Below are 25,483 nucleotides of genomic sequence, written 5' to 3' on the forward strand. Positions count from 1 at the left end.
AGCCAGGAAATGAAATCCTTGTCTGGTATGGCCGCTATTGGAATTACTGGGCAGCTGCCTTTAGTCCATGATCTATAACGCTGAGGAGTTCGCCCTCGCATTCATTTACACCGGCTTTGGTTACTTTTACGCGGCACAGTTTGCCTTCGAGATCAGGCGATCCGTTGAATACAAGCTGCAGATAATTATCGCTATAACCCTGCATCTTTCCGCCATTAGGAGCACCCTTGTACTCACGCTCCGGTATCACTTCCAGAATCTGACCTACAAAACGTTCAGCATAAGCAAGCTGCAGTTGCTCCGACAAGTCAATCAAATCATGCACACGTGCATTCTTCACTTCCTCGTCCACCTGATCCTCCATCCGTGCTGCCGGCGTACCGGTACGCTTCGAATACGGGAATACATGCATCTCGGAGAACTGAATTGCCTTCATCAGGTCATAGCCGTTACGGAACATCTCATCGGTTTCGCCAGGGAAACCAACGATAACGTCCGTCGTAATCCCCACATCGGGCATCGCTTGACGAATCAAGCCCATCTTGTTATAGAACTCTTCGGTTGTATATTTACGGCGCATCCGTTTCAGTACCGAATCATCCCCCGCTTGCAGCGGTATATGAAGATGGCGGCACATTTTACTGGAGCGATTCAACACATCCAGCATCTTCTCATCGATCTGGCTTGCTTCGATAGAGCTGATGCGGATCCGTTCCAAACCGTCTACCCGGTCAAGATCCCACAGCAAATCGGACAATCGGTAATCTTCAAGATCATCTCCATATCCGCCTGTGTGGATACCGGTCAGCACGATTTCCTTATAACCCGCTCCAACCAGCTGATGCGCCTGCTTGATGATGCTCTTCGGATCACGGCTGCGTGACAAACCGCGGGACCATGGGATAATGCAGAACGTACAGAAGTTGTTGCATCCATCTTGGATTTTTAGAAATGCGCGAGTGCGTTCCGCAAAATCCGGAACGTCCATTTCCTCAAACACCCGGGTCTTCATGATATTGCGAACCGCATTAATCGGCTGGCGCGTCTTTTCAATATCATGGATGAAATCCATAATTTTATCGCGATCCTGGTTCCCGATGACAAGATCCACGCCCGGTATATCCAGAATTTCTGCAGGTGAGGTCTGCGCGTAACAGCCCGTTACAGCCACGATGGCCTCGGGATTGCGGCGAACCGCGCGTCTGATCATCTGACGGCTCTTCTTGTCCCCTGTATTGGTAACGTGGCAGGTGTTAATCAAATAAACATCTGCGGTTTGTTCGAAGTCCACCTGGTCGTAGCCTTCATTTTTGAAGTATTGCCAGATGGCCTCGGTATCGTAAAAATTGACTTTGCAACCCAACGTATAAAACGCTACGGATGGCATGTTCAAACGCCCCCCATTTCTCCAGATTCGTATAGTGCGCAGGCAAGCGCCGTCATGCCGGCAGTCTCGCAGCGAAGGATCCGCTTTCCAAGCCCAACGGATACGGCTCCTGCATCTTCGGCCGCTCGGCATTCCTCTTCCGTAAAGCCACCCTCGGGACCAACGACCAGCAGCAAGCTGGCCTTCTCAGCCGAATTCGGCAGCGCCTGCTCTACAAAAGGCTTCAGCACGTCCCTCAGCTGGGAGCCATGCTCTTTTTCATAACAAAAATATACGGCATCGTAGCCAGAAAATGCTGTAAGCAGATTTTTCCACGACAGAGGCTGTTCAACAGACGGTATCCGGTTACGATGCGCCTGCTCAGCCGCCTCCTTCGCAATCTTGCGCCAGCGTTCGAGCCGTTTTCCTTCCTTCTTGGCATCGTACTGAACAATCGTTCTGTCCGATAGGAAGGGCACAAAGGACACCGCGCCAATCTCGGTGCACTTTTGGATGACGGTCTCCATCTTATCGCCTTTCGGCAAGCTCTGAGCGATGCTCACTTGCAGGCGCGGTTCCTGCGTCATCTCCATGGGTTCAATCACAACGGCAATGACACTGGCCGCTTCAATGCTTTCAATCTCCACCATGGCTTCGCGGGATGCCCCATCGCTTACAATCAATTTATCACCAAGTCTGCCTCGCATGACCTTGGTAATATGACGGGCGTCATCGCCCGTAATCTCAACACGGTCTCCCTCGAATTGTGCGGGAGTGACAAAATATCGCTGCATCTTTATCCTCACCTAACTCCAAAATCGCCAAACCCCATCATACAACTTTTCGTGCCAACTGACCAGAGAAATCCGCGCCATTATCCCCCGAACATCTTAATGAACAGATTCAAAAAGTCGATGGATAATGCATGCGCCGTATCATATAATGGCTTAATCGTATATCTCTGAAAGGTTGGCAGCAATATGATCAACAAAAAAATAAGTATCGACCACTGCTCGAACTTCCGAATCCTCGCACTGACGCGCGGAGGAAGTACATTCTCAAGAATCCGGTAGCCGTCAAGCGGTGGCAACGGAATAAGATTAAAGAGGAAAAGAAAGAAATTGAGCAGTATAAAGGTATTGAAAAACAAATGTATCGCTTGATCTGTTTTGGTAACGCCAATCGGCTCGATCACACCGAACTGATAGAGTCCCGCATAGATCAGCGTTCCAAGTATACCTAGCATAAGATTGCTCAGCGGGCCAACCGCTGCCACAATGATGCTCATACGGCGGGGGTTGCTAAAGTTCTCGCGATTGATCGGTACCGGCCGTGCCCAGCCGAAACCCGCAATCAGCAAGAGAATAATCCCCAGAAAATCAAAATGCACCGCCGGATTCAGCGTGACCCTTCCCAGCAGCTTGGCTGTTGGGTCTCCGAATTTATTCGCAAAATAGGCATGCGAGAACTCATGCACGGTAAAGGCAATGATTAAAGCAATCAAATAAAATGGAAGTTGTTCCAGCGGATAAAATAACAGTCGATCCAAAAAATCCATAATCAGTTCTTCCTCGCCACGAAGGCAACCCAATCATCCTCGCGGGTGATGTCGGCAATCTCGAAACCGGAGGCAATCAGCGCCTTCTCCACGATCTCTTCTTTGTTCTTGTAAATGCCCGAGGCGATATAAGTTCCTCCCGGCTTGAGAGCCTGGTATACATCGTCTACAAACAACAGGATGACCTCAGCCAAAATGTTAGCCACTACAACTTGTACCGGCAGCGTCACGCCCAGATCCGATTGATCGGACGAATGGGTGAGTACCGAGAGCAGATCGCTTTCCTTCACCGTAATCCGATCTTCCAAGCCGTTAAGACGGGTATTCTCGATTGCACTGGATACGGCAACCGGATCCAGATCGAGCGCCAGTATCCGTGAAGCTCCCAGATGCGCTGCGCCGATGGAGAGAATGCCTGAGCCTGTCCCAACATCTATGACTTCCTCTCCGCCCTTGATCACCATCTCCAGTGTGCGCAAGCATAACGAAGTTGTCGGATGCGTTCCTGTACCGAATGCCATGCCCGGGTCCAGCTCAATAATCGATTCTTGATCGGATTCCGGCGTGTACTCTTCCCATGTCGGCTTGATCGTTAACCGCTCGGACACGCGGATCGGTTTGAAATACTGCTTCCAGGCGGTCGCCCATTCATTCTCATCAACCGTCTTCATCTCATACCTGACTTCGCCTGTATCAATCCCGAATTCCTTCAGTTCATTCACGCGCGGCGTTATCTCATCACGGATCGCTTCCAAGGTAACCGTCTCATCAAAATAACCTTTGATAACGGCCTGACCTTCAGGAATATCGTTAAACGGAACGATCTCATCAAACCACTGTCCAAGGGATGTGTCCCGCTTCTTGTTCGTTGTACCGGATTCTTCAATCGAAACGCCTCCGGCTCCCGCTTCATGCAGGAAATTCGTAATCATCTCCACGGCTTCCTCCGTGGTATGTATCGTTAATTCATGCCATAACATGTGCTACTGTTCCTCCTCGTTCATACATAAATATTATTGTACTATATTGAGGACCCCGGATACAAAGTTTGTACTAAAATACCAGGATGACTTTTCTTGCAAGTCGTTCGAATACGAAAAACGTTATCAACGAACTCTCTTCAGAAGACTGACCGCATGTGGCAGAAATTTTTCTTGCGAAATAAGAACAGTAAGCCTCCGAAGTTTAATCTTTCTTATCTCTTCAAAAAAAGCCCTGCTTACCACCTCCGTAACAAGAAAGGTAAGAGGGCTTTTCCATATGCTGCAGCCATCATGATTAATCTACATTTTTACTGGTTTCATCGAGAATTTTCTTCAATTGGCGTTCATCCGCTGCCTCGCTTCTGCGCAGTGCCTCCACATCATCGTGGTCGGCTTCCATAGCCGAAAATTCAACATCCTCCGCCTTAGCGGATTGAAGCGCAATCATCTTTTCGGTTTTGCTCGAGATTTTCCCTTTTTTTACGCGTCTCATCATGGGTGCTATTCTCCTTTCCGTATAAACGATCAGAGCTGTGCCTGTAACCTCAAATCATGCCGCCGGATTCTTCGATTAACCGCATGGCTTGCGGGAATACGCCTTCGTCCAATACAACCGTCAGCAAAATATCCCGGCCCTCGGTTCCGTCCTGGCCGCCGCTACTCATCCCGCTGGCTGACGGATCCGCCGCCCCAAGGATGCCGGCCCCCGGCCCCGAAATATCCGCATTTAAGGTCAGCGTTGATAAGCTTGTAATATTGCCTGTCAACGGATTCATCGGATTGTTAAGCTCCCCGCCGGGATCAGCGCTAAACCGATCGATGGACATATCGGCAACGCGCAGCGACTGCAATTTACGGGCTGCATGCTGGGCTTCTTCCGGACTTTTGAAATACGCCAAAATATTTTTCTCTGCCACTTCATTTCACCTGCATTTCCTATTCAAGATTGCATCTTCCAAAGATGGAACTTCCCTAGGTTGCTTCATCGTTAAGTGTTTTATTCTTGGAAAACGGGCCTGTTTAAGCTGGCAAACCCCTCCTGAAGCTCCCCCAACAAAAAACAGCAGGCCGAAGGTTGATCACCTTTAGCCTGCTGCTGTTCTTTATGCTATGAGGGGAGTTTAGCCCCATAAGGTTGTATTAGTCACCGCGGAATGCTTTTTTTACACGGTCAAAAAAGGACTGTTCCTGTTCATGGGTCTGTTCGCCATCAAGTGAAGCAAACTGTCGAAGCAGCTCTTTCTGTTCATCACTCAGCTTGCTTGGCGTAACGACCACAACCTTGACGTGCTGGTCACCCTGTCCCATGCCGCGGAGTCGAGGCACTCCTTTGCCTTTCAGGCGGAAGAAGGTACCCGTCTGTGTGCCGGCCGGGATCTTCAGCTTCAATCTCTCCGTCAACGTCGGGATTTCAATCTCGTCGCCAAGCGCAGCCTGAGCAAAGGTAAGCGGCACTTCGCAATAAATGTCGTCCCCTTCGCGTTCGAAGAAGTCATGCGGCTTCACGCGGATTACGATATACAAGTCACCGGCCGGGCCGCCGCGGAAGCCGCCTTCACCTTCACCTGTCATACGAAGTTGAGCTCCGTCGTCCACGCCCGCAGGCACGCGAACATGAATCTTGCGCTGCTTCTTCACTTTACCGTTGCCGTTACAGGTCGAGCAGCGGTCTTTGATGATTTTCCCTGTTCCGTTACAGTTCGAACAAGCGCGACGGTTTACCATCCGTCCAAACGGCGTATTCTGCACGACTTCTTGCTGCCCGCTGCCGTTACATACCGAACATGTATGCGGCTGCGTACCCGGCTTCGCCCCGGAACCGTGACAGGTATCACATGTCTCCGTTCTCGGAATGGTAATATCCGTTTCCTTACCGAATACGGCTTCCTTAAATTCAACTGTCATCGTGTATTGCAGATCGTTCCCCCGCTGAGGCGCATTCGGATCACGGCGTCCATTACCGCCAAAGAACATATCAAATATATCTCCAAAACCGCCGAAATCACCGGAGAAACCGCCTCCGCCCATGCCTTGGTTCGGATCGACATGCCCGTACTGGTCATAAGTCGAACGTTTCTGACCATCGCTCAATACGTCGTAAGCCTCTTTCACTTCCTTGAATTTGGCTTCCGCGTCAGCCGCTTTGTTCACGTCCGGATGATATTGGCGAGCCATTTTACGGTACGCCTTCTTGATCTCATCTTCCGATGCATCCTTGCCGACACCGAGCACCTCATAATAATCACGCTTATCAGCCACGGTTTCACCCCAATCTCTTTATTACTCTTTACATAAGGAAAGCCAAAGTGCGAAGATGCGCAGCTTTGACCTTCCCATACAATCTATTCAGATTAACCTTTGTTTTTATCTTCGTCAACAACCTCGTAATCTGCATCTACGACATTGTCTTTATTAGCCGCACCGGCGTCGGCACCTTCAGCACCCTGCTGCTCTTGTGCTGCTTGCTCATACAGCTTCACGGACAGCTGCTGTACGATTTGAGTCAGCTCCTCAACCGAAGCGTTAATCTCTTCGAGGTTATCGGATTCAAGGGCCTTCTTCACTTTGTCTTTTGCTTCGTTCGCTTTTTCCACTTCGGAAGCATCGACTTTGTCGCCCAGATCCTTGAGTGTTTTCTCGGTTGTATATACGAGTTGGTCCGCATTGTTGCGAGCCTCTACCAGCTCTTTGCGTTTACGGTCTTCTTCGGCATGAAGCTCGGCGTCCTTCATCATTTGTTCAACTTCAGCATCGCTCAAGCCGCTGGAGGACGTGATGGTGATTTTCTGGCTCTTGCCTGTACCTTTATCCGTCGCCGACACGTTTACGATCCCGTTCGCATCGATATCGAAGGTAACTTCGATTTGCGGCACGCCGCGTGGTGCTGGAGGAATATCTCCAAGCATGAAGCGTCCCAGCGTTTTGTTGCCGGCAGCCATTTCGCGCTCACCTTGCAGAACGTGAATTTCAACGCTCGGCTGGTTATCGGCATACGTAGAGAATACTTGGGATTTGCTTGTTGGAATCGTCGTGTTGCGATCGATCATTTTGGTGAATACGCCGCCTGCTGTCTCGATACCGAGGGACAACGGAGTTACGTCGAGCAATACGACGTCTTTAACGTCACCTGTCAATACGCCGGCTTGAACAGCTGCACCAAGCGCAACCACTTCGTCAGGGTTTACGCCTTTATGAGGCTCTTTGCCTGTCAATTTCTTAATCGCTTCCTGTACGGCAGGAATACGAGTGGAACCACCGACAAGGACGATTTTATGAATATCGTTAGCTGTCAAACCTGCATCGCTAAGCGCTTGACGAGTTGGGCCAAGCGTACGCTCTACAAGAGAAGCAGACAATTCTTCGAATTTAGCACGCGTCAGGTTGATCTCCAGATGCTGAGGCACGCCGTCAGCAACGGTGATGAACGGCAAAGAAATCGTGGTAGTCAGTACGCCGGACAGTTCCTTTTTCGCTTTCTCCGCAGCGTCTTTCAGACGTTGAACCGCAGCTTTGTCTTTGCTCAAATCAATGCCTTGCTCTTTCTTGAATTCGGCTACCAGATAGTCAATGATGACCTGGTCAAAATCGTCACCGCCAAGTTTGTTGTCACCGCTGGTTGCTTTTACTTCGAAGAAACCATCGCCGAGTTCCAGAATGGAAACGTCGAATGTACCGCCGCCCAGGTCATATACCAGAATAGTCTGGTCTTCGGATTTCTCCATACCGTATGCCAAAGCTGCTGCTGTCGGCTCGTTGACGATACGCAGAACCTCAAGACCCGCGATTTTACCGGCATCCTTGGTCGCTTGACGCTGGCTGTCATTAAAGTATGCAGGAACCGTAATAACCGCCTGGGTTACAGGTTGGCCCAGGTAAGCTTCCGCATCGGATTTCAGCTTCTGCAGAATGATGGCGGAGATTTCTTGCGGCGTATAGTCTTTGCCGTCGATGGATTCTTTGTGATTCGTACCCATATGACGCTTGATGGAGATAATGGTACGATCCGGGTTTGTGATCGCTTGACGTTTTGCTGTATCCCCAACGACACGCTCGCCGTCTTTCTTAAATCCGACAACGGACGGGGTCGTACGGGCGCCCTCCGGATTCGGGATAACTACTGCTTCCCCACCCTCCATTACCGCTACGCAGGAGTTGGTTGTTCCTAAGTCGATACCAATAACTTTGCTCATGTAAAATTTTCCTCCTTATTCATTCACACGAATCCTCGTATGATCTTCATCAATTTTTATATGATAAACGACTATCGAAAGTCGCTTACATGCTCACTTTAACCATCGCAGGTCTCAATACTTTGTCTTTTAGCATATACCCCTTCTGCACTTCCTCAACCACGATGCCTTCCTCGTATTCATCGCTTTCCACCTGCATGATCGCTTGGTGATACTCCGGATTAAACGGCTCGCCTACGCTCTTCATCGCCGTCAAGCCTTCGGTAGCGAGGACCGATTCCAACTGGCGGAAGATCATGTTAACTCCCTTGGAGAAGGATTCAAACTCCGGGTTCTCCTCGGATGCCTGAAGCGCACGCTCAAAGTTGTCGATGACAGGCAGAAGCTCTGTAATCAGTTTGGAAGAAGCGTATTTGCCCAGATCTTCTTTCTCCTTTTGCGTGCGACGACGGAAGTTATCAAAATCCGCCTGTACTCGCAGGGCACGCTGCTGATGCTCCAGCACCTCGGCCTGAAGTTTCTCAAGCTCGGCTGAACCTGCTTCATCCGCCGAATCCGTTACAGGAATCTCCTGTGCAGGATTTACGGATTCCTCCGCAGACCCACTCTCACCCGAGTTTGGCGTGTTCTCCAAGGTTTCTTCAATCGTTTCTTCTGTAACAGTATCTTGAACGGCATCCTTATGCTCATTATTCAAGACGCCTTCACCTCCTTCATATTCTAAAACAGACTGTCTGTAATTCATTTTATCCCGTAAGGGTTATTCGCCTATTTCTTTCATCTTGATGACGTGATGAATCCGCAGCACGGCTGCAGCAACTTCGCCTGCTGCCCGCAGGCCATGAAGTTTGACCGGAGCCGGATCCAGCACGCCCAGCTCCTCGTAATCAACAACCCGGCCGCTGTCGCAATCAATGCCCATGCAATCAGAATCTGCACGGATTTGCGCTGCTCGCACTTCTTCCATCTTCTCGAGCGGATTGTAACCGGCATTGAGTAGTATCTGCGACATCGGCTTGCGCAGCGCCGCCGAAACGGCTTCCATACCGAAGGCTTCCATGCCTTTCTGAGCCTCCCGGATCCGTTCCAATTCGTAGGACACCGCGAGCTCGCTTGTCCCGCCGCCTGGAAGTACCCCGCCGGAAACGGCAGCCTGCAGTGCCGAGGCCGCATCTCCCGCAATTCTGGCCGCCTCGCCTACGACTTCCGAAGTGCTTGCCCCAACAATGACCGTCACAATACGTTCCCTGTTCTGGCTGCCGCAGGCCAGTCGGATTTTCTCGATGCCTTCATCGTAAGCGACACGCGGGGTATCACCCAGAAGGGCCGCAAGCTCCTTCGAGTCTTTATGTAACGCCTTCCGGCGTATGGGAGTAGCTCCCGTCATGTCGCTTACCCGGCGCAGATCCGCACGTGACACGCGCGGCACAACCATCATGCCGTGATCCAGGCAAAACTGCTCTGCATCCGGATGGATGCCTTTTTCAAGCAGGATGAGTTTTACGGACAGTTCGGACAATCTCTCCAAATCGGAAGCGAACACTTTTCGGAGGTCCATATATTGGGCAAATCCGGCTTCGGTTGTGAGCGCCTCTTCATCGATCTCATCTGGTTCCAAGGAATCAAACAGCACCAACACTTTTGCATCGTCATACGACTTGGACTCGCGGGCGAAGATCGGCCGCTGCCGGAGCAGAACCCCCTCGAACACTTCATTCTCGGCATTCTCCAGAGCAATTATACTGTCTGCAAGCGAGTAGGAAGGATCCTGAAGACGGGTGATTCCGGCTTTCCGCGCAGCTTGCATAATCAGCTCCACGATGTCCTTCCGTTCACGCCCGGCAACGTACACGGTCCGTTCCAGAAGTGGATCATCCAATCCGTCAATCAGCCGAACCCGCTTTGTTAAGAGCTGCATCGACTTCTCGATCCCCTGACGCAGCCCCTCAACCACCTTGGACGCAGGCACCCCGCGGGTTATGCGGGAAACCCCTTCCTGTACGAGTGCGCCTGCAAGCACGGTAGCCGTTGTGGTTCCGTCGCCGATTTTCTCCTGCTGCGCTCTTGCCACCTGAATGAGAAGGCTCGCTGCCGGGTGGGTGACATCCATTTTATCCAGAATCGTCACCCCATCATTGGTAATGACCACTTCGCCGCGGGAACCCACCAGCATCACGTCGAGCCCCTTGGGACCAAGCGTGCCTTCAACAGCGGACGTGACGGCCCGGACGGCATTACTGTTGTTCAATAGCGTAGAATAACGTTCATCTCCGTCCACTTGGCTATGTTGTCCTTGGCTCATCTGTCTCACTCCTTTATTTGTACCAGTGTGACAGCAGCTTCGTCAGGTCATGGGATAACACATTCAAGATGCCGATCACCCGTGCATATTCCATTCTTGTAGGACCGAGAATACCAATCGATCCGAGCGCTTTTCCGTCTATTGAATACGTCGCTGTGATCAAACTGCAATTGGAAATCGCCTCATGCGTATTCTCCGTACCGATCTTCACTTGGACACCATGCTCACCGGGAGCGGGGGACATGAGTTTCAACAGTGCGGGTGTCTGCTCCAGAAGCTCGAAGATTTCCCTTACCTTATCAACATCCTTGAACTCCGGCTGATTCAGCATGTGGGTCGTGCCGCTGAGATATATGCCGCGATGGTCCGGTTCATTGTTAAGGGCGATATCCAGCATACTCATGAGATCTTCATAGTGTGAAATATGCCGCTGCATTTCCTCGCCAATCTCCGTATACAAACGGGTCTTGAGTTTATATAGAGGCACATTGACCAGCTTCTTGTTCAGAAGATTTACCACTTGCTCCAGATCCGAAACGGACACACCCTGCGGAATCGAAACAATTTTGTTCTCGACTTGCCCTGTGCTGGTGACGATGATGGCTACCGCTTGATCCTCATGGAGAGGAAGAAGCTGGAAATGACGCAAAGACGTATGAAAAACTTCCGGTCCCAGCAGGATGGAAGTGTAATTAGTCATCTGAGACAGAATGCCCGCTGTATGCTGTATCATCTGCTCCATCACGTTCAGCTTTTCTGCAAAAAAGGATTTCATCATATGCAGTTCCGCAGGGTTCAAGGAAAACGACGACGTGAGATGATCAACATAATAACGATATCCTTTATGTGACGGAATTCGTCCAGCTGATGTATGAGGCTGCTCCAGAAATCCGAGTTCCTCCAGATCAGCCATCTCGTTACGAATGGTTGCCGGACTGTATCCGACATCCCCGCGTTTGGAAATGCTTCTTGAACCAACCGGTTCGGCAGAACGGATATAGTCATCCACAATGGCATTCAAAATCATGCGTTGACGATCTGTTAACATGTCGCTCCCCTCCTTGCTGACTGCTTATTTTCTCTTTCGTTAGCACTCATCGTCATCGAGTGCTAACCGATATAACAAAAATACCAAACCGACCTGAGGATTGTCAAGTCAGTTCAGTACTTTAAGAACAGCTATTTCGTCACAAGCATGCTGCTTCTTGCAGTGAATGCAGTCGGTCCATACCTTCTCCGGGAAAATCTCCTTCTCCACGACGGCAAAGCCGTTTTTGATGAAAAAGGATACTTCATACGTCAAGGCCATTACTTTCTGAAGCTCACGGCGTTTTGCTTCCTCCAGAAGGGAATCCACGAGCATGGAGCCGATCCCTTGCCCTTTATAACCATCAGAGATGCCGAGTGAACGAATCTCCACCAGATCATTTCCCAGCTGACACAAGGAACCGCAGCCGATTACGTTCCCTTCGGACTCGGCCACAACGAATTCCCCGATTTGTTTCTCCAGCACTTTTTTGGACCGGGGCAGCATAATCCCCTTTTCCGCATATCCCTGAATCATCTGATACAGCGGCTCGACATCTTCTAACTTCGCCTTTCTGCATACCGCCGACATGGTTGTCCGTCTCCCCTTTACACGCTCCGTCATGTTATGAATAAATATACAACAGAGCGCATATAAGTTCAATAGATTAATTTGTCGTCAGACTGCCTATAAATGCAGCGAACACATCGTTGCCGAACAGAATGCCTTTACTGCTCAGTTTATATCCGTCCTCCGTAGAATCAAGAAGTCCCGAACCCACCATTTTATTCAGCGGGACGGCGAATACTTCTTCCATCGAAGTTCCGAATTGCTGCCGGAACCGGCTGCGCGAAACGCCATCCAGCACTCGGAGCCCGACCATGAGGAAATCCTCCATCGCCTCTTCCCTTGATACCTCAAAACTCTCCAATCGCGGAAGTCCTTGATTCGCCGCTTCATTATATGGGTTGACGCCCTTGATGTTCACATGGCGCTGACGACCGACGTAACCGTGCGCTCCTGCACCCAACCCATAATAATCCTCGTTGCGCCAATACGTCATATTATGCCGACTCTCAAAGCCGGGTTTGGCAAAATTACTGATCTCATACTGTTTATATCCGGCTGCCTTCATTCGCTCCATTAATAGAAGATACATATTCAGCTCGTCCTCCTCATCCGGAAGCGGCAGCTGGTTTCGCTGGTACATCGTATGGAACAGCGTATTTTCTTCTACCTTTAAGCTGTAGATTGAATAATGCGGAAGTCCAAGCTCTAGCGCCTTATCCACGCTTTCCGCAAGCATGTCCAGCGTTTGGTTCGGAAGACCGAACATCAAATCGATGGACATGTTATCAAAGCCTGCGATTCTGGCGTTCTCGAGACTTCGATACACATCATCCGTATCGTGAATCCGGCCGATGCCGGTCAACAAGCTGTTCTGGAAAGCCTGCACCCCGAAGCTGATCCGGTTCACGCCGCCTTCGCGCATGACGGACAGTTTCTCCAAATCCGTGGTGCCGGGATTCGCTTCCATCGAAAATTCAATACGATCGGACCATTCCGGAAAATGGCGCTTCACGCTTTGCAAGAAGTATTCCATTTCATTTGGCTTCAGCACAGTAGGGGTCCCGCCGCCTACAAAAATGCTTTTGATTCGTCCCGGCGGGTTGGCCTGAACGGTTAGCTCCATCTCCTTATCCAGCGCGCGCAGATAATCCATCACCGGCTGATCCTTCAACACATAGGAATTGAAGTCGCAGTAAAAACATTTATTAGTACAAAACGGAATGTGAATGTACACTGCTTCCGTCCGTTGATCGTTTGCCGTCATTCTTTTCTTGCCCCCTCATGTACACCTCTGGCATGACTTACTTTAAGTGCGAGTTCAAAAAGTCAGGTTTTCAGCACCGAAGCTTATGCTTCCGATGTGCGTTTTTTCAAAACGCTTTAGTTGGATGAAGCTAGGGACGTCAGGAGCGGAGCGTAGGCAAAACCTACGTGAGCACCGGAAGGCCCGGCTGAATTCAAGATTCGATGTCGATTAAGCTTCATGTGCTGCTTCGTGTTAGATATAGAATTTATACGTTATCAGCAAAGCTGATGAAATTCTATATCGCAAGAAAGCCTACCTTTGAATCGCGGTCGCTCATCCTTGAACTGACATCGATCAGGTTTTCTTATCAAAAGATGACTTTTTGAACAACCTCTTTAAGTAACTTCATGGAAGTTCCTTCTCTACTATAACGCGATGCCTCTTGGAATGAAAGAAAGGAAAGCCGAGAATCGGCTTTCCCATCATTTACTTCATAAGGCTATACACGAAGGACCAGCCCAGCCCATTAACTCGTGGGCCTGCCATTCCTGTGCTAAATTACTTGTCGTCAATTTTCAATACCGCCATGAAAGCTTCCTGCGGCACTTCGACACTGCCGACTTGTTTCATCCGTTTCTTACCTTCCTTCTGCTTCTCAAGGAGTTTCCGTTTACGGGAGATGTCGCCGCCATAACACTTGGCAAGAACGTTTTTACGCATCGCTTTAACCGTTTCACGGGCCACAACCTTGGTACCGACAGAAGCTTGAATCGGCACTTCGAACATTTGACGAGGAATCAGCTCGCGCAGCTTCTCGCAAATCAACCGTCCGCGGTGATAAGCACGGTCCTTGTGCACGATAAAGGACAAGGCATCCACTTGCTCAGCATTAAGCAAAATATCCATTTTGACCAGGTTGGATCGACGGTACCCGGATAGCTCGTAATCGAACGAAGCATAACCTTTGGTGCTCGATTTCAACTGGTCGAAGAAATCATACACGATTTCCGACAACGGAATTTCATAGGTAATGGTTACGCGCGTTGTGTCCAGGTATTCCATATTTACGAATTCGCCGCGTTTATTTTGGCAGAGCTCCATAATCGCTCCAACATAATCGTTCGGAACGATGATGCCTGCTTTAACATAAGGCTCTTCGACATAATCGACCTTGCCGACCTCAGGATAATGAGACGGGTTATCGATCTGGATCTGCTCCCCGTTTGTCAGCGTAATGCGGTAAATAACGCTTGGCGCGGTTGTAATCAGCGGTATATTAAACTCGCGTTCAATCCGCTCCTGGATGACATCCATGTGCAGCAGGCCCAGGAATCCGCAACGGAAACCGAATCCGAGCGCGCTGGATGTCTCTGGCTCAAAGCTGAGCGATGCATCATTAAGCTGCAGCTTCTCGAGCGCCTCGCGCAGATCATTGTAGTCTGACGTTTCGATTGGATACAGACCACAGAACACCATCGGGTTAATTTTGCGGTAACCCGGAAGCGGTTCGGCCGTCGGACGTTTGGCATCCGTTACCGTATCACCGACCTGCGTATCGCCAACACTCTTCATGCCAGCCACGATAAAACCGACATCGCCGACGTTAAGCTCGTCCACGATGGACATGCGCGGCTTAAACGCCCCCACCTCAATGACCTCGAAGGTTTTGCCAGTAGCCATCATCTTGATCTTGGAACCGGCTTTGATACTTCCGTCAAGAACGCGCACATATACGATGACACCTTTGTAAGGATCATAATGGGAGTCGAAAATCAGCGCTTTCAGAGGTGCTTCCGAATCGCCTGTTGGCGCAGGTACTTTCTGAACCACCTGCTCCAAAATTTCCTTGATTCCGATACCCGCCTTGGCGGAAGCTAATACGGCATCGCTGGCATCCAGTCCGATGACATCCTCAACTTCCTGCTTCACCCGCTCGGGATCGGCGCTTGGTAGGTCAATTTTGTTAATAACAGGCAGAATTTCCAGATTGTTATCCAGTGCCAAATATACGTTGGCCAACGTCTGCGCTTCAATTCCCTGTGCAGCATCAACGACGAGCAGCGCGCCTTCACAAGCAGCCAGGCTTCGAGATACCTCATACGTAAAATCGACGTGCCCTGGAGTATCAATCAGGTTCAATATATACTCCTCGCCGTCATCGGCCTTGTAATTCAGGCGAACCGCCTGCAGCTTGATGGTAATCCCGCGCTCTCGCTCCAGATCCATCTGATCCAGTACTTGCTCTTGCATTTCACGCGAAGTTAATGCACCCGTAAATTCCAATATACGGTCAGCAAGCGTTGATTTCCCATGGTCTATATGTGCAATGATACAGAAATTACGAATTTTTTGTTGTCTTGCTTGTACGTCTGTCATGCCTAACCCCCAACAACCACCAGATGTTTGAATCAACTTATTATACCAGTTGAGGGGATGCACAGCAATGCTGAGAATAAAGGTGAATTTATTCCGCGATCGATCCGAACATCGACACGACCCAGCGTATGCTTTTGTCAGACAACTGCTGGAGCAGTCCTGCCGTCTTGTCGGCAAGGACATCGGCAGGCGGTTGCGAGCGTTCGGGAAGCAGGATGTCGCTAGGCGTAGGCTCATATTCAGGCAGTATTTTACGAGCATCTTGTTCTAGAACAGCGGACTCTGATAAGGGAGGGTTCTTGCGTGTCCCTCCCCATCCGTTCCCTTGGGCAGCCCCGCCTTGCGGATTCTGAGCATGGTCTTGCTGCACAGTTTGCACGGCGCCTGTGCCGTCTCCCGGTACGGGCGCCTTTGCCCCGCCAAGCTGCATGCCGACCAATATGCCGATGCCTGTCCATATGATAAGAGCCACAAACCGTTTTCCCATTCTTGACATCACTGAGTCCCTCCCTGATTTACCCGTTCACTCTTGCTCCGTCGTTGCCGCCGAGCTGTTAGCCTGCTTTGGCTGCTTTATCCTCTGTGCCTTTTTTGCTTCCGCCCTTGGTTTCCGCGGAAACGGACTGCTTCTTCGTTTGATCATTGTCTTTTTTCACACTGGCTTTCTCCGTCTCTTGCTCCTGCCAGTACACATCTGCAATGATGTCCGCCAACGCTTCAGCTGTCCGCTGCAATTCTTCCTTCGTATTATCGATGCCGCCGATTTCGATCAGGATGCTGTTCGGCGACAGGGATTGATTATATTCTCCGTTCCCTTGATCCGCTGATTTACCCCACACGCCCCGAGACACCCCGGGATAGGACTGTTCCAGCTTGGCATTGATTTTGCTTGCAAACGCCTCGTTCTGTCTCCAGTTCTCGTTCGCATGTCCGATGATGAAGTAAACCTTGGCATAGTTGACGCCGTTTACGGTTGCCGTCGTTTTGTTATACCGCTGCGAATCCCGATGGATATCGATCAGATAGTTAATGCCGTCGTTCTGGGACATGGCCTCCATGACCATCTGACGCGAATATTTATAAGAAAAGTTGTAATTGTACCCTTCAATGGTAGATTGATAGTCACTTTTATCATGGAGGGTGCCAATTCCGTTGGCTTCAAGTCTTTTGCTCAGCAAACTGCCCACCAGCATGACGTTCTTGCTCGGGGATACCGCCCCCGGATTATCGGAAGGATGTGTCAGCAGCGGGTTATATGCTTCCTGCGGGTGTGAATGATAGATGAGAACGGCTTTCTTACCATTCGTAGATTTTCCATCCTTGGAGGTGCTTCCAGGATCGTTCTTACTGCCAGGCTCGTCCTTCGTGCCCTGATCCGGTACATCCTCACCATGATCCTCATTGCCGATATCTCCCCGACCGCCTTGTGGCGGCTCTTCCCCGGCATTAGCAGGATCGCCCTCTGCCTGCCCCTCCGCGGGATCCGGCCGGTAATCCGCCGGTGCCTCCCCATCCTCGTTACCGGACCCATGAGACAGCTGTACCGGTTGATTCGCCTTCATGCCAGGCAGTTCTCCTGCAAGAAGGCTTTTTGGATCCCTCGGGTTCACGCTCGTCAGCAGTTCAAAGACGAAGGTCGACATTTTCTCGCTGGAGAAGCTTGAGGTCTCTTTGGAAGCCGTCATATGCGGCATCTCCATGCCGATCATATCGATGAAAAAATGGCTGGATAACGATGCGGCCAATCCTTTCATTGATGATACGGGCGAGGAATTCATCCGCTGTTCCGCCATCCCTCCGAGCCCTAGTAAAATAAAAAATATAAGAGAACCTAGCATTAGTATAATGAGCGTTCGACCCATGCTCAGACCTTCCATAACCTTCCGTTTCAGTCTGGCAATATTCCAGATGCGAAACTTGCGATTGTTCATAACGATGCCCTCCTCGGTTCGATTGGGAGCTATTTCGGCCATCATACCGCCGTTCCCGCGACTTGTGTAATCTCTTATATTTCAAATCTATGAACCGGGGAGAATCGATAGAACTAGATCCATGAAAAAATATAAAAGCTCCGATAGATTCGGAGCTTTCATGCTGGGTTAGTGCGTGTACGCACCTACGTTGCCGGGATCCACTGCCTCATGCAGCGCTGCGTTTAGGCCGGTTGCCACGATATTGGCGATGTCCTCTATAAATTCGTCAATCTCCTTGGGCGTTACGATAAGGTCATGGCCCAGCGGCTCCAGAACCTCCTTCACCAGTGCGAGGCGATCACCTTCGGGTATATCATGGAGCATGCCCATAATTTTGCCCGTCTCGGGCGCACCTTCGCCAAAATGGGATTTCATGAGCTCAATGGCGTTATTGACGATGGTGGAAGCATAGCAGACGGTCGGAACTCCGATCGCAATGCAGGGGACCCCGAGAATCTCCTGGGTTAATCCCTTGCGCTTATTGCCGACGCCAGAACCGGGGTGGATTCCGATATCCGCAATCTGGATGGTCGTATTCACCCGTTCCAGCGAACGCGAAGCCAGAGCATCAATAGCGATGATCAGCTCGGGACGGGTTTGTTCCACGATGCCCTGAACCGTTTCGCTCGATTCAATGCCTGTCAGACCGAGAACGCCTGGCGCTACGGCACTAACCTGTCGATAGCCTGGGGCCACACGATCCGGCATAAGCTCGAAAAACTGTCGGGTTACCATCACGTTCTCCACCACCAGCGGTCCCAGGGAATCCGGCGTCACGTTCCAGTTGCCCAGCCCGACAATGAGCACGCTTGCCTTGGGACCGATCCCGATCCGGGACATGAATGCCTCAAACTCACGAGCGAAGACAACGGATACTTGATCCTGAAGCCCCGTATCACCCTTGCGCAGATCGGGCACCTCCAACGTGACGTAATGGCCCTTTACTCTTCCAATTTGCTTAGAGGCTGCATCGTTCTCCACGTCCAGCCTTGTAATCTTGATTCCGTCCTCCTGGACCACATCCTCCATCACACCAGGAATGGGCGCGCTGCCTTTGCCTCCCGCCAGTTCTCTTGATTCCACGGCCAGGTCCGTTCGGACCGAGTATTTTTGCAGATCCAGATCCATAGAAATTCACACTCCTCCTCATATTGCTAGTAGTGTGCGAGAGTATGGGAGAGATTATGCAGAAGTCCGAATGAGTATTGCTTTTTGTCCACCCCCATGCTAAAATATTTTAAGTTGTGAATCATTTCGCTCTATTGAAATGCCTTACAGGAGGTGAATGTAATGCCAAACATCAAATCCGCGATTAAACGTGTAAAGACAAATGACAAACGCCACGCGCTTAACATTTCTCAAAAATCCGCGCTTCGCACAGCTGTTAAAACTGCTGATGTAGCGTTGAACGGTACAGAAATCGAAGCTGCTAAAGTTGCTTTCCAGGCTGCTTCCAAGAAGCTTGATAAAGCTGTAACAAAGGGCCTGATCCATAAGAACGCAGCTGCCCGCAAGAAGTCCCGTCTGGCGAAAAGACTGAACGCTCTTACGTCGCAAGCGTAAGTAACGTTTGTTGAATACGACATGGAAAAAGCCCTGAACAGTTCACGCTGCTCAGGGCTTTTTGTGGTACGTTGATCGACGTACTCTTCTCGGTAGACAACCGCATATAGCGGACTTTTATCTTGGGAGATCAGGTGGGTAAGCCTCTGAAGTTCATGCTTTCTAATCTCTAAAGAAAAAAGAGCGTACGACTGCTTCCGCGGCCGTACGCTCTTAACTTGTTGCGGATGTGTTAAGCCCCAAGCCGCAGCAAAAACAATTCGATGCCGAGCACCTTATCCACGGCCCCGGTCTTCATCTGGTAATCCAGATTCGCCAGATGGTTCAATATGCCTTCAAGGCGTGCCGTCTCAAACTTGCGGGCTTGCTCGCCCGCAATCTTCACCGCATAGGGATGCAATCCGATCTGGGAAGCAATTTGCTGCTGCGAGTAGCTCTGGGTAGATAGCGTCTTCACCTGCAGAATAATCCGGAACTGTCTGGTAATCAGCGCCGCAATCTTGATCGGCTCCTCGCGCTGCTTCAGCAGTTCGTAATAGATTCCGAGCGCCTTGTCCAATCGGAGATTCGCAATATCCTCTACAAGCGCAAACACATTCTGTTCCGTGCTGCGCGCCACCAGCATATCCACGGTTGCGACATCAATCGCTCCGCCAGCGCCAGCATATAAACACAGTTTTTCGATCTCACCTGATAATGCCTGAAGGCTGGTTCCCGCATTTCGCACGATCGCCTCTGCCGCACCTTCTTGCAGCGCGCAGTCGCCTTTCTTCACCTGCTTGTCCACCCAGCGAAGCAGATCCTCCCCGCCCAAAGGCATGAAAGACAAGGCAACCCCTGATTTCTTGACTGCCTTGACTACCTTCTTACGTTCATCCAGCTTTTCTTGTCCAACCATAAAGACAATCACACTATAATCAGCAGGATTGGTCAAATAATCCAGTAAAGCCTCTGGACGATGATCCACTTTCCCGTTATCTTTTGCTGCGGTAAAAAAAGCCGTATCCCTGACCATGATCAATTTTTTCTGAACCATAAATGGAACCGTCTCCGCTTCTTCAATGACGGTTTGAATCGAAACCTCCCCTAAATCCATATGAACAAGCGCAAAATCACGGTCTTCTTTCGGGATCAGCTGGGCTTCCAGAAATTCGGCGAATTCCTTCATTTGAAATTTCTCGCTGCCATACAACAAATAGACGGCAGACACATCTCCCTGCTTAACCGCCTTGGCCGCCGCTTTGGCATCCATCGGCGTCCCCCCTTTCTACTCTGTACACTATACCAAAAAAGAGCGCCTGAATGCGATAGACGACAAGCATAAAAATGAAATCGCCCACACGAAAACAAAGAGACCTCGGCTTGGCAGCGGCAAGGTCCCTTCGTCCCAACACATCTATATAAACGCCGGCAAGTATGCTCTAGAAACACCTCGCCGTCGGTCATACGACGGTAGTTGGTATAATGCTCTCTCTAATATATAGTGTATTCATATCTCCCGGCATTGGTGCACCGATTGTATATATCTCTGAATATTTCTATTGTTTAGGCTGCTTCTGCCCCGTAGTCGCCGGTGGCTGAGATTTCTCAATGGAATAGACGGATTCAACCAATTCATTATTCGTCTGTACCTTGTACTTAAACGTCAAGCCGTCCTCTGACCATTGACCGGATACCCAGCTTCCGCCGAGCGGAATCGTCTCAACCGCCTCAGGCGAAGTTTGGTTTCCCGATGGCAGGCGATAGATAATCAGATGATCGGCCTCCAGCGAAGCACGGTAGAGACCGTCCGGGGACGCCCACTGTTCCGGTACCATCGCCAGTCCTTGGTACGATCCGGTTGACCTGTCGGATGATTCGGTGCTTCCCGTCCCTGCATCACCGGAAGGATCACTAATTGGAGGCAGCATCTCTGACGTGGCATCCGTCGAATCCGTAGGTGAAGTCTGGATATCCATAGTCTCAGACTCCTGCTCAGGTTCACTGGCCGGAGGGTTAGACGGACTTGCAGTATCGTTTTTCGATCCCTCATTGTTGCTCTTTGCAGGTTGGTCTGATGCTTGAGGTTCCCCTCCATCTTTCTTCTGGACCGTATTATCGGATGCGGTAACATCTTTCTTGGTGCCGTTAGCCGCATCCGATGGCTCCGGCGTTGCCTTCGTTTCATTCGGAGCAGACTTAGAATGGGCTTCCGATGACGATTCCGATGGCGAACTCCGCAGACTTGCGGATGAATCGTTCCCCTCATCCGATGCGCCACCCGTCTCCGTACCGCCATCGGCGGCAAACGGCTGAGCGATTTCCTGACTCTGCGTCGCAGCCGAGTCGTCATTCGCGCCGGCACTGGTCGTGCTTGCCTCTTCGTATGGAATCTCCGCATCGGATAGCATCTTCGGTTCATTATTTAAAATAGCTACGCTGAAAATAAGTACAGCGGCAGCGGCACCGATAGCAGTTCTCCCCGCAACCGTGCTCCACCAGCTCCCCGCACGTCTCGGACGCCGCAGTTCCGGCATCATTTCGGCGGGCTCCTGGCTTTTCACGGCTGGAGGTACGACAAGGTTCTGGCGTTCACGGTCAATGGCATCCAGTCTAGGCATGATAGCGTCTACCAGACTGACAGGCGGGGTTACGGCCGGGAGATCTTCAAGCTCTCTGTTCAATGATTTCAATATATTAAAGGTCTCCGCACACATGGGGCACACGGCAATATGCTGATACATTTCGGCCGTCTCCTCCGAAGTGAGATCCCGGTCCAAATACCGGTGCATACGTTCCACCACCTCTTGGCAATTCATCCTGATACACCACCTTTCTGATGCTCTTGGAGCATATTCTGCAGCTGCTGCCTGGCCCTGAACAAATAGGATTTCACCGTATTGAGCGGGAGGTTCAGACAATCAGCAATTTCGTTGTAGGATAGATCCTGCAAATACCTTAAGACAATGACCGTGCGATGATGATCCGGCAGTTGATTAATGGCTTCCTGAATATCCTGAGCCAGATATCCCGACATCACTTCCCGTTCTACATCGAGATTATCCCGAAACACCAGATCATGTTCATCGATGGAAACCGTCGGCTTCGTCCTGCGGAATTTATCAATGCATATGTTGGTGACAATCCGCTGGACCCACGTTTTGAACTGAGCCTTCTCCTCGTAGGAGTTAATCTTCGTATATACACGTATAAGTGCTTCCTGGGCTGCATCCATAGCATCCTGTTCATTGTTTAAAATGTAATAAGCAGTTCGGTAAACATGTTGCTCAATTTCTCGCAATAGGGTGATTAGAGCGTCGCGATCGCCCGATTGAGCGGCTCTTATGAGTCCCTGCTCCACCACAGTGGATCCCCCTCTCCCTGCATACATACAGACGGATAGAATAAAAAAAATGTTGCAGTATGTAACCTATTATTTTTTTAGGAAACTTCATCTAACTATACCAAATATAAAGATTATAGTCACCGCTGCATTTTCCTATAAAAGATCATACTACGAATCGATGTCCCAAGGACAGCGAGCTGCTTTTATGGAAGCTTCGTACGCGTCTCAATATGTCCATCCTTGATCCTCATCTGGATTTCACCTTGAAGGTTGGTCTGATAGATGAGAGTTGAGGAACGTTCCAACCGCCCTACCACATCCGGATGAGGGTGGCCGTACATATTGTTGACGCCAGCGGAAATAACCGCTGCCTTCGGCTTCCATGCATTCAGCCATAGCGCGGATGTCGAGGTTTTGCTTCCGTGATGGGCAACCTTCATGACATCGATCCGGTCTTCGGCAGCAGCACGCCGTGAAACTAAATCATCTTGTGGAGAACGTTCCTCCAGGTGCAGCAATATTTTATGCTCGGCAGCTTGGTCCGTGTCACCCGTAAATAAGAGCCGGCTTCCGTTCATCTGAAGGACAAATACTAGTGAAGCATGATTCTGCTCCTTAATCAACGGTAATGGTTTGATGGTTTCTCCACTTTCTGGGAAAGCAGGAGATAAAAATTGTATTTCCGTATGATTGTCAAGCTTCCATACTCCCCGATCAACTCCTGCTTCGTAAATGGGAATGCGCTGCTGAACGGCGGTTAACATCAGTTTTCGGAAGGAAGCGGAGTCGGTCAAGGTCCCATTGAACACAACCGATTTTACGGGGATTTCCTGCAGAACAGCCTGGAGACCGCCTATATGATCCTGGTCTCCATGGGTCATGATGACAGCCTCAAGCCGGTGCACGCCCCGTTTTTTCAACAAGGGAACCACCACTTTCGCTCCCACCTCATACGGAGACTTTCGTTCTTTCCAGATATCCTTTTCCTTACGAAAATTCACTGTGCCGCCACCGTCAATGAGAATATGCTTGCCCTCAGGTGTTGTTACCAGTATCGAATCTCCTTGTCCTACATCCAGGAATTGCACGAGTCCCGCTCCGTGCATAGATGGAGATTGATAGCCGGCGTACAATAGAAAAACCAAAACTCCGGACAGTAGGACGATCGTGGATCTCGCTGCATAGCGTTCGATATAATCACTGGGGCGAAGAAAACCTCTCCATCGCAACGCACCGGCCCATTGATCCACAAGCGGAAACATGCCGGTTGCCCCAGTCAAGCTTCTTCTACTATTCATGGGTCCGCGTCCTTCCAATGGAATTGTATCATCGGACCCGCTCCGCTCTCCTTCGTGATTTTCGGATCTCCTCTTCAGAATGGACAGCAATGCATACAGAACAACAAAATAACACAGAATCCAGGCTAACGACGGGGATGGCCACAATGTCATAAAAGCGGATGAACCATTCATCCATTCAACGATTCGGAACGTCAATTGGTTTAACCATTCCGTTACAGCTGCCAACCAGCCAGCTCCTCGCATCCATACCCACCCCACCAGCAAAGACACCATTCCTAACGGAAGGACGACAAGACTAATGACCGGAACCAGAATCAGATTAGCGAAAACAGATATCAGCGACACTTGGTTGAAATAATAAATGGTAAGGGGAAAGGAGATCAGCTGCGCTACGACCGTTATTCCGACGGTTCCCGCAAGCCAGCGGGGCAAAAATGTCAGCAGCGGCATCAGCTTCGGCACGAATATCATCAAACCCGCAGTCACGATGAATGACAACTGAAAGCTGACGTTTAAAAGAAAATACGGGTTCCACAGCAGCATGGCGAGCGCGGCAACACTAAGAATATGCAGTCCATCCTTCAAAAGTCGCCGCCGTGCGGCATACAATCCGATCATCCCCATGATGCCGGCACGGACGATAGAAGGACTCGCCCCGGTAAGCAGGACATAAACGGGAATCAGCCACATGACCACAGTCAGCGAGGTCTCCCTCGTCATTCGAAGGGTTGTGCATACGAATAAGAGGCATCCCACAACCACAGCCACATGCATGCCCGAAATCGCAAGAATATGAGTTAATCCCAAACGTGAGAACTCCATAAACGTATCGGGATCGAGATCATCCTGATTGCCAATGACAAGTCCCTTCATATAACCAGCATGGATTCCATCATACAATTGATCCAGCTTGCCCCCGAGCTTCTCGCGAACGGCATCAGTCCATCTTAAAATATGACTTAGATTCCAACTGTCAGGCGGGGTAACCTTCGCTTGTTCAGAGCCTTTCACTTTGATCATCCAATGAATTTTCTGGGTTCGCAAATATTGAGCATAATCAAATCCGTCAAAATTACGAGCTACTCCAGGTTTTTGCAACTCTCCCTTCAGTTGTATGCGGTCCCCGCGCTGCCATCGGTTAACCCTCTCAAGCTCCGTTTTGTCCAGCAGTTTTACTTGAACCCTAACCATATCATCTGTCTTCAGCATGGTGCCGTTATCCGGATTCGCTTGTTTTTGCGGTGCTGAACGCTTTACTAGCGTGAGATCAGCTTCGTGCAGGGCAACATTGAAATCCGCGCGGTCACCGTCTACTTCTAAAGGGGATGTGATTACACCGAACGCAGTAACCGGAACGGTGTCCGTCGATGTCGGCCCGGAGAGGAGCGACTCGAAGTCACTTACATTTGCCCCATCATGCCATTCCCAGTAAGTACCCGATACGCACAAGGAGAACAGCATGCAGAGCGTAAAAAGACGCCCCGCCCCCGCCCAATGACATACAGCAAGCAGTATAAGAATCAGCCCGGCTGCAATCAAAGCCAGCCTCCATCCATCGTACAGGCATGCAGTACCGCTGCCGATTACCCATAACACGGTAAACACAAGTAACGGCCTTCGCTTCATGATTTGAACAATCCCTTCATCATTAAATAAAAAAAGAACCCTCGCCTGCAGATCGCAGTCAAAGGTCCTTCCTCTGT

General features: G+C 50.3%; 22 protein-coding genes. 1 reads left to right on the forward strand and 21 read right to left on the reverse strand.

All coding sequences use genetic code 11. From position 1 onward, the window contains the following. Positions 1 to 43 precede the first annotated feature (43 nt). The 17 genes from mtaB to gpr form a co-directional block, all read right to left on the reverse strand. Entirely contained in the window at positions 44 to 1,387 is a 1,344-nt protein-coding gene (mtaB, locus tag ABEW73_RS14125) for a tRNA (N(6)-L-threonylcarbamoyladenosine(37)-C(2))-methylthiotransferase MtaB (RefSeq protein ID WP_430167033.1), read from the reverse strand. 2 nt (positions 1,388 to 1,389) lie between these two features. Then, on the reverse strand, positions 1,390 to 2,160 hold the full coding sequence (locus tag ABEW73_RS14130) for an RsmE family RNA methyltransferase (protein WP_430167034.1): 771 nt from the start codon (positions 2,158 to 2,160) through the stop codon (positions 1,390 to 1,392). Between the two features lie 80 nt (positions 2,161 to 2,240). Further along, positions 2,241 to 2,924 carry a site-2 protease family protein gene (locus ABEW73_RS14135; RefSeq protein WP_430167035.1) on the reverse strand — a complete coding sequence of 228 codons (684 nt, stop codon included), beginning with the start codon at positions 2,922 to 2,924 and terminating at the stop codon, positions 2,241 to 2,243. Between the two features lie 2 nt (positions 2,925 to 2,926). After that, entirely contained in the window at positions 2,927 to 3,904 is a 978-nt protein-coding gene (gene prmA, locus ABEW73_RS14140; protein WP_430167037.1) for a 50S ribosomal protein L11 methyltransferase, read from the reverse strand. Positions 3,905 to 4,202: 298 nt separating this feature from the next. Further along, positions 4,203 to 4,403, reverse strand: coding sequence for a YfhD family protein (locus ABEW73_RS14145; protein ID WP_009590798.1), 201 nt, complete (start codon positions 4,401 to 4,403; stop codon positions 4,203 to 4,205). A gap of 49 nt (positions 4,404 to 4,452) precedes the next feature. Next, the gene (locus tag ABEW73_RS14150; protein WP_430167039.1) at positions 4,453 to 4,824 is read right to left on the reverse strand and encodes a hypothetical protein; all 372 of its coding nucleotides are present in this window, start codon (positions 4,822 to 4,824) and stop codon (positions 4,453 to 4,455) included. A 223-nt stretch (positions 4,825 to 5,047) separates the two neighbouring features. Next, positions 5,048 to 6,166, reverse strand: coding sequence for a molecular chaperone DnaJ (dnaJ, locus tag ABEW73_RS14155; protein WP_430167041.1), 1,119 nt, complete (start codon positions 6,164 to 6,166; stop codon positions 5,048 to 5,050). A gap of 92 nt (positions 6,167 to 6,258) precedes the next feature. Beyond that, positions 6,259 to 8,097, reverse strand: coding sequence for a molecular chaperone DnaK (dnaK, locus tag ABEW73_RS14160; protein WP_430167043.1), 1,839 nt, complete (start codon positions 8,095 to 8,097; stop codon positions 6,259 to 6,261). 85 nt (positions 8,098 to 8,182) lie between these two features. Next, the gene (grpE, locus tag ABEW73_RS14165; protein WP_430167045.1) at positions 8,183 to 8,794 is read right to left on the reverse strand and encodes a nucleotide exchange factor GrpE; all 612 of its coding nucleotides are present in this window, start codon (positions 8,792 to 8,794) and stop codon (positions 8,183 to 8,185) included. A gap of 63 nt (positions 8,795 to 8,857) precedes the next feature. Then, positions 8,858 to 10,399: a TCP-1/cpn60 chaperonin family protein gene (locus tag ABEW73_RS14170; protein ID WP_430167047.1), complete on the reverse strand. Its 1,542-nt coding sequence runs from the start codon at positions 10,397 to 10,399 to the stop codon at positions 8,858 to 8,860. A 13-nt stretch (positions 10,400 to 10,412) separates the two neighbouring features. Then, positions 10,413 to 11,447: a heat-inducible transcriptional repressor HrcA gene (gene hrcA, locus ABEW73_RS14175; RefSeq protein ID WP_430167048.1), complete on the reverse strand. Its 1,035-nt coding sequence runs from the start codon at positions 11,445 to 11,447 to the stop codon at positions 10,413 to 10,415. 108 nt (positions 11,448 to 11,555) lie between these two features. After that, a complete protein-coding gene (locus ABEW73_RS14180) occupies positions 11,556 to 12,017 on the reverse strand; it encodes an N-acetyltransferase (RefSeq protein WP_430167050.1) in 462 nt (153 codons plus the stop codon). Positions 12,018 to 12,093: 76 nt separating this feature from the next. Continuing rightward, complete coding sequence (gene hemW, locus ABEW73_RS14185; protein WP_430167052.1) at positions 12,094 to 13,260, reverse strand: radical SAM family heme chaperone HemW; 1,167 nt, start codon at positions 13,258 to 13,260, stop codon at positions 12,094 to 12,096. Positions 13,261 to 13,800: 540 nt separating this feature from the next. Continuing rightward, positions 13,801 to 15,618 (reverse strand): translation elongation factor 4, encoded by a 1,818-nt coding sequence (lepA, locus tag ABEW73_RS14190; protein WP_076320566.1) that lies wholly within the window; start codon positions 15,616 to 15,618, stop codon positions 13,801 to 13,803. An 88-nt stretch (positions 15,619 to 15,706) separates the two neighbouring features. Beyond that, positions 15,707 to 16,114 carry a hypothetical protein gene (locus tag ABEW73_RS14195; RefSeq protein ID WP_430167054.1) on the reverse strand — a complete coding sequence of 136 codons (408 nt, stop codon included), beginning with the start codon at positions 16,112 to 16,114 and terminating at the stop codon, positions 15,707 to 15,709. Positions 16,115 to 16,172: 58 nt separating this feature from the next. Continuing rightward, positions 16,173 to 17,549: a stage II sporulation protein P gene (locus ABEW73_RS14200; protein ID WP_430167056.1), complete on the reverse strand. Its 1,377-nt coding sequence runs from the start codon at positions 17,547 to 17,549 to the stop codon at positions 16,173 to 16,175. 168 nt (positions 17,550 to 17,717) lie between these two features. Further along, positions 17,718 to 18,719 (reverse strand): GPR endopeptidase, encoded by a 1,002-nt coding sequence (gene gpr, locus ABEW73_RS14205; RefSeq protein ID WP_098742693.1) that lies wholly within the window; start codon positions 18,717 to 18,719, stop codon positions 17,718 to 17,720. 162 nt (positions 18,720 to 18,881) lie between these two features. Here gpr and rpsT point away from each other — a divergent pair, with 162 nt between their 5' ends. Further along, positions 18,882 to 19,154, forward strand: coding sequence for a 30S ribosomal protein S20 (gene rpsT, locus ABEW73_RS14210; RefSeq protein WP_009590780.1), 273 nt, complete (start codon positions 18,882 to 18,884; stop codon positions 19,152 to 19,154). Between the two features lie 232 nt (positions 19,155 to 19,386). Here rpsT and holA read toward each other — a convergent pair whose 3' ends face one another. The 4 genes from holA to ABEW73_RS14230 form a co-directional block, all read right to left on the reverse strand. Next, positions 19,387 to 20,406: a DNA polymerase III subunit delta gene (gene holA / locus ABEW73_RS14215; protein WP_430167058.1), complete on the reverse strand. Its 1,020-nt coding sequence runs from the start codon at positions 20,404 to 20,406 to the stop codon at positions 19,387 to 19,389. 286 nt (positions 20,407 to 20,692) lie between these two features. After that, positions 20,693 to 21,952 carry an anti-sigma factor family protein gene (locus ABEW73_RS14220; RefSeq protein WP_430167060.1) on the reverse strand — a complete coding sequence of 420 codons (1,260 nt, stop codon included), beginning with the start codon at positions 21,950 to 21,952 and terminating at the stop codon, positions 20,693 to 20,695. After that, a complete protein-coding gene (locus ABEW73_RS14225) occupies positions 21,949 to 22,497 on the reverse strand; it encodes an RNA polymerase sigma factor (protein WP_036644490.1) in 549 nt (182 codons plus the stop codon). The genes ABEW73_RS14220 and ABEW73_RS14225 overlap by 4 nt, the downstream gene beginning before the upstream one ends. A gap of 185 nt (positions 22,498 to 22,682) precedes the next feature. After that, positions 22,683 to 25,406, reverse strand: a complete 2,724-nt coding sequence (locus ABEW73_RS14230) for a ComEC/Rec2 family competence protein (RefSeq protein WP_430167062.1) — start codon at positions 25,404 to 25,406, stop codon at positions 22,683 to 22,685. Positions 25,407 to 25,483 lie beyond the last annotated feature (77 nt).

It is taken from the genome of Paenibacillus lautus, assembly GCF_050482385.1.
GTDB classification, from domain to species: Bacteria; Bacillota; Bacilli; order Paenibacillales; family Paenibacillaceae; genus Paenibacillus_AQ; species Paenibacillus_AQ lautus_B.

What these genes read in the sequence shown, in the direction of transcription:
- hemW (WP_430167052.1), bottom strand. Translation starts at nt 13,260, where the DNA reads ATGACGGCAAACGATCAACGGACGGAAGCAGTGTACATTCACATTCCG.
- ABEW73_RS14195 (WP_430167054.1), bottom strand. Translation starts at nt 16,114, where the DNA reads ATGTCAAGAATGGGAAAACGGTTTGTGGCTCTTATCATATGGACAGGC.
- ABEW73_RS14130 (WP_430167034.1), bottom strand. Translation starts at nt 2,160, where the DNA reads ATGCAGCGATATTTTGTCACTCCCGCACAATTCGAGGGAGACCGTGTT.
- rpsT (WP_009590780.1), top strand. Translation starts at nt 18,882, where the DNA reads ATGCCAAACATCAAATCCGCGATTAAACGTGTAAAGACAAATGACAAA.
- prmA (WP_430167037.1), bottom strand. Translation starts at nt 3,904, where the DNA reads ATGTTATGGCATGAATTAACGATACATACCACGGAGGAAGCCGTGGAG.
- ABEW73_RS14200 (WP_430167056.1), bottom strand. Translation starts at nt 17,549, where the DNA reads ATGAACAATCGCAAGTTTCGCATCTGGAATATTGCCAGACTGAAACGG.
- hrcA (WP_430167048.1), bottom strand. Translation starts at nt 11,447, where the DNA reads ATGTTAACAGATCGTCAACGCATGATTTTGAATGCCATTGTGGATGAC.
- ABEW73_RS14230 (WP_430167062.1), bottom strand. Translation starts at nt 25,406, where the DNA reads ATGAAGCGAAGGCCGTTACTTGTGTTTACCGTGTTATGGGTAATCGGC.
- gpr (WP_098742693.1), bottom strand. Translation starts at nt 18,719, where the DNA reads ATGGATCTGGATCTGCAAAAATACTCGGTCCGAACGGACCTGGCCGTG.
- ABEW73_RS14170 (WP_430167047.1), bottom strand. Translation starts at nt 10,399, where the DNA reads ATGAGCCAAGGACAACATAGCCAAGTGGACGGAGATGAACGTTATTCT.
- mtaB (WP_430167033.1), bottom strand. Translation starts at nt 1,387, where the DNA reads ATGCCATCCGTAGCGTTTTATACGTTGGGTTGCAAAGTCAATTTTTAC.
- dnaK (WP_430167043.1), bottom strand. Translation starts at nt 8,097, where the DNA reads ATGAGCAAAGTTATTGGTATCGACTTAGGAACAACCAACTCCTGCGTA.
- ABEW73_RS14180 (WP_430167050.1), bottom strand. Translation starts at nt 12,017, where the DNA reads ATGTCGGCGGTATGCAGAAAGGCGAAGTTAGAAGATGTCGAGCCGCTG.
- ABEW73_RS14135 (WP_430167035.1), bottom strand. Translation starts at nt 2,924, where the DNA reads ATGGATTTTTTGGATCGACTGTTATTTTATCCGCTGGAACAACTTCCA.
- ABEW73_RS14145 (WP_009590798.1), bottom strand. Translation starts at nt 4,403, where the DNA reads ATGATGAGACGCGTAAAAAAAGGGAAAATCTCGAGCAAAACCGAAAAG.
- ABEW73_RS14220 (WP_430167060.1), bottom strand. Translation starts at nt 21,952, where the DNA reads ATGAATTGCCAAGAGGTGGTGGAACGTATGCACCGGTATTTGGACCGG.
- lepA (WP_076320566.1), bottom strand. Translation starts at nt 15,618, where the DNA reads ATGACAGACGTACAAGCAAGACAACAAAAAATTCGTAATTTCTGTATC.
- holA (WP_430167058.1), bottom strand. Translation starts at nt 20,406, where the DNA reads ATGGATGCCAAAGCGGCGGCCAAGGCGGTTAAGCAGGGAGATGTGTCT.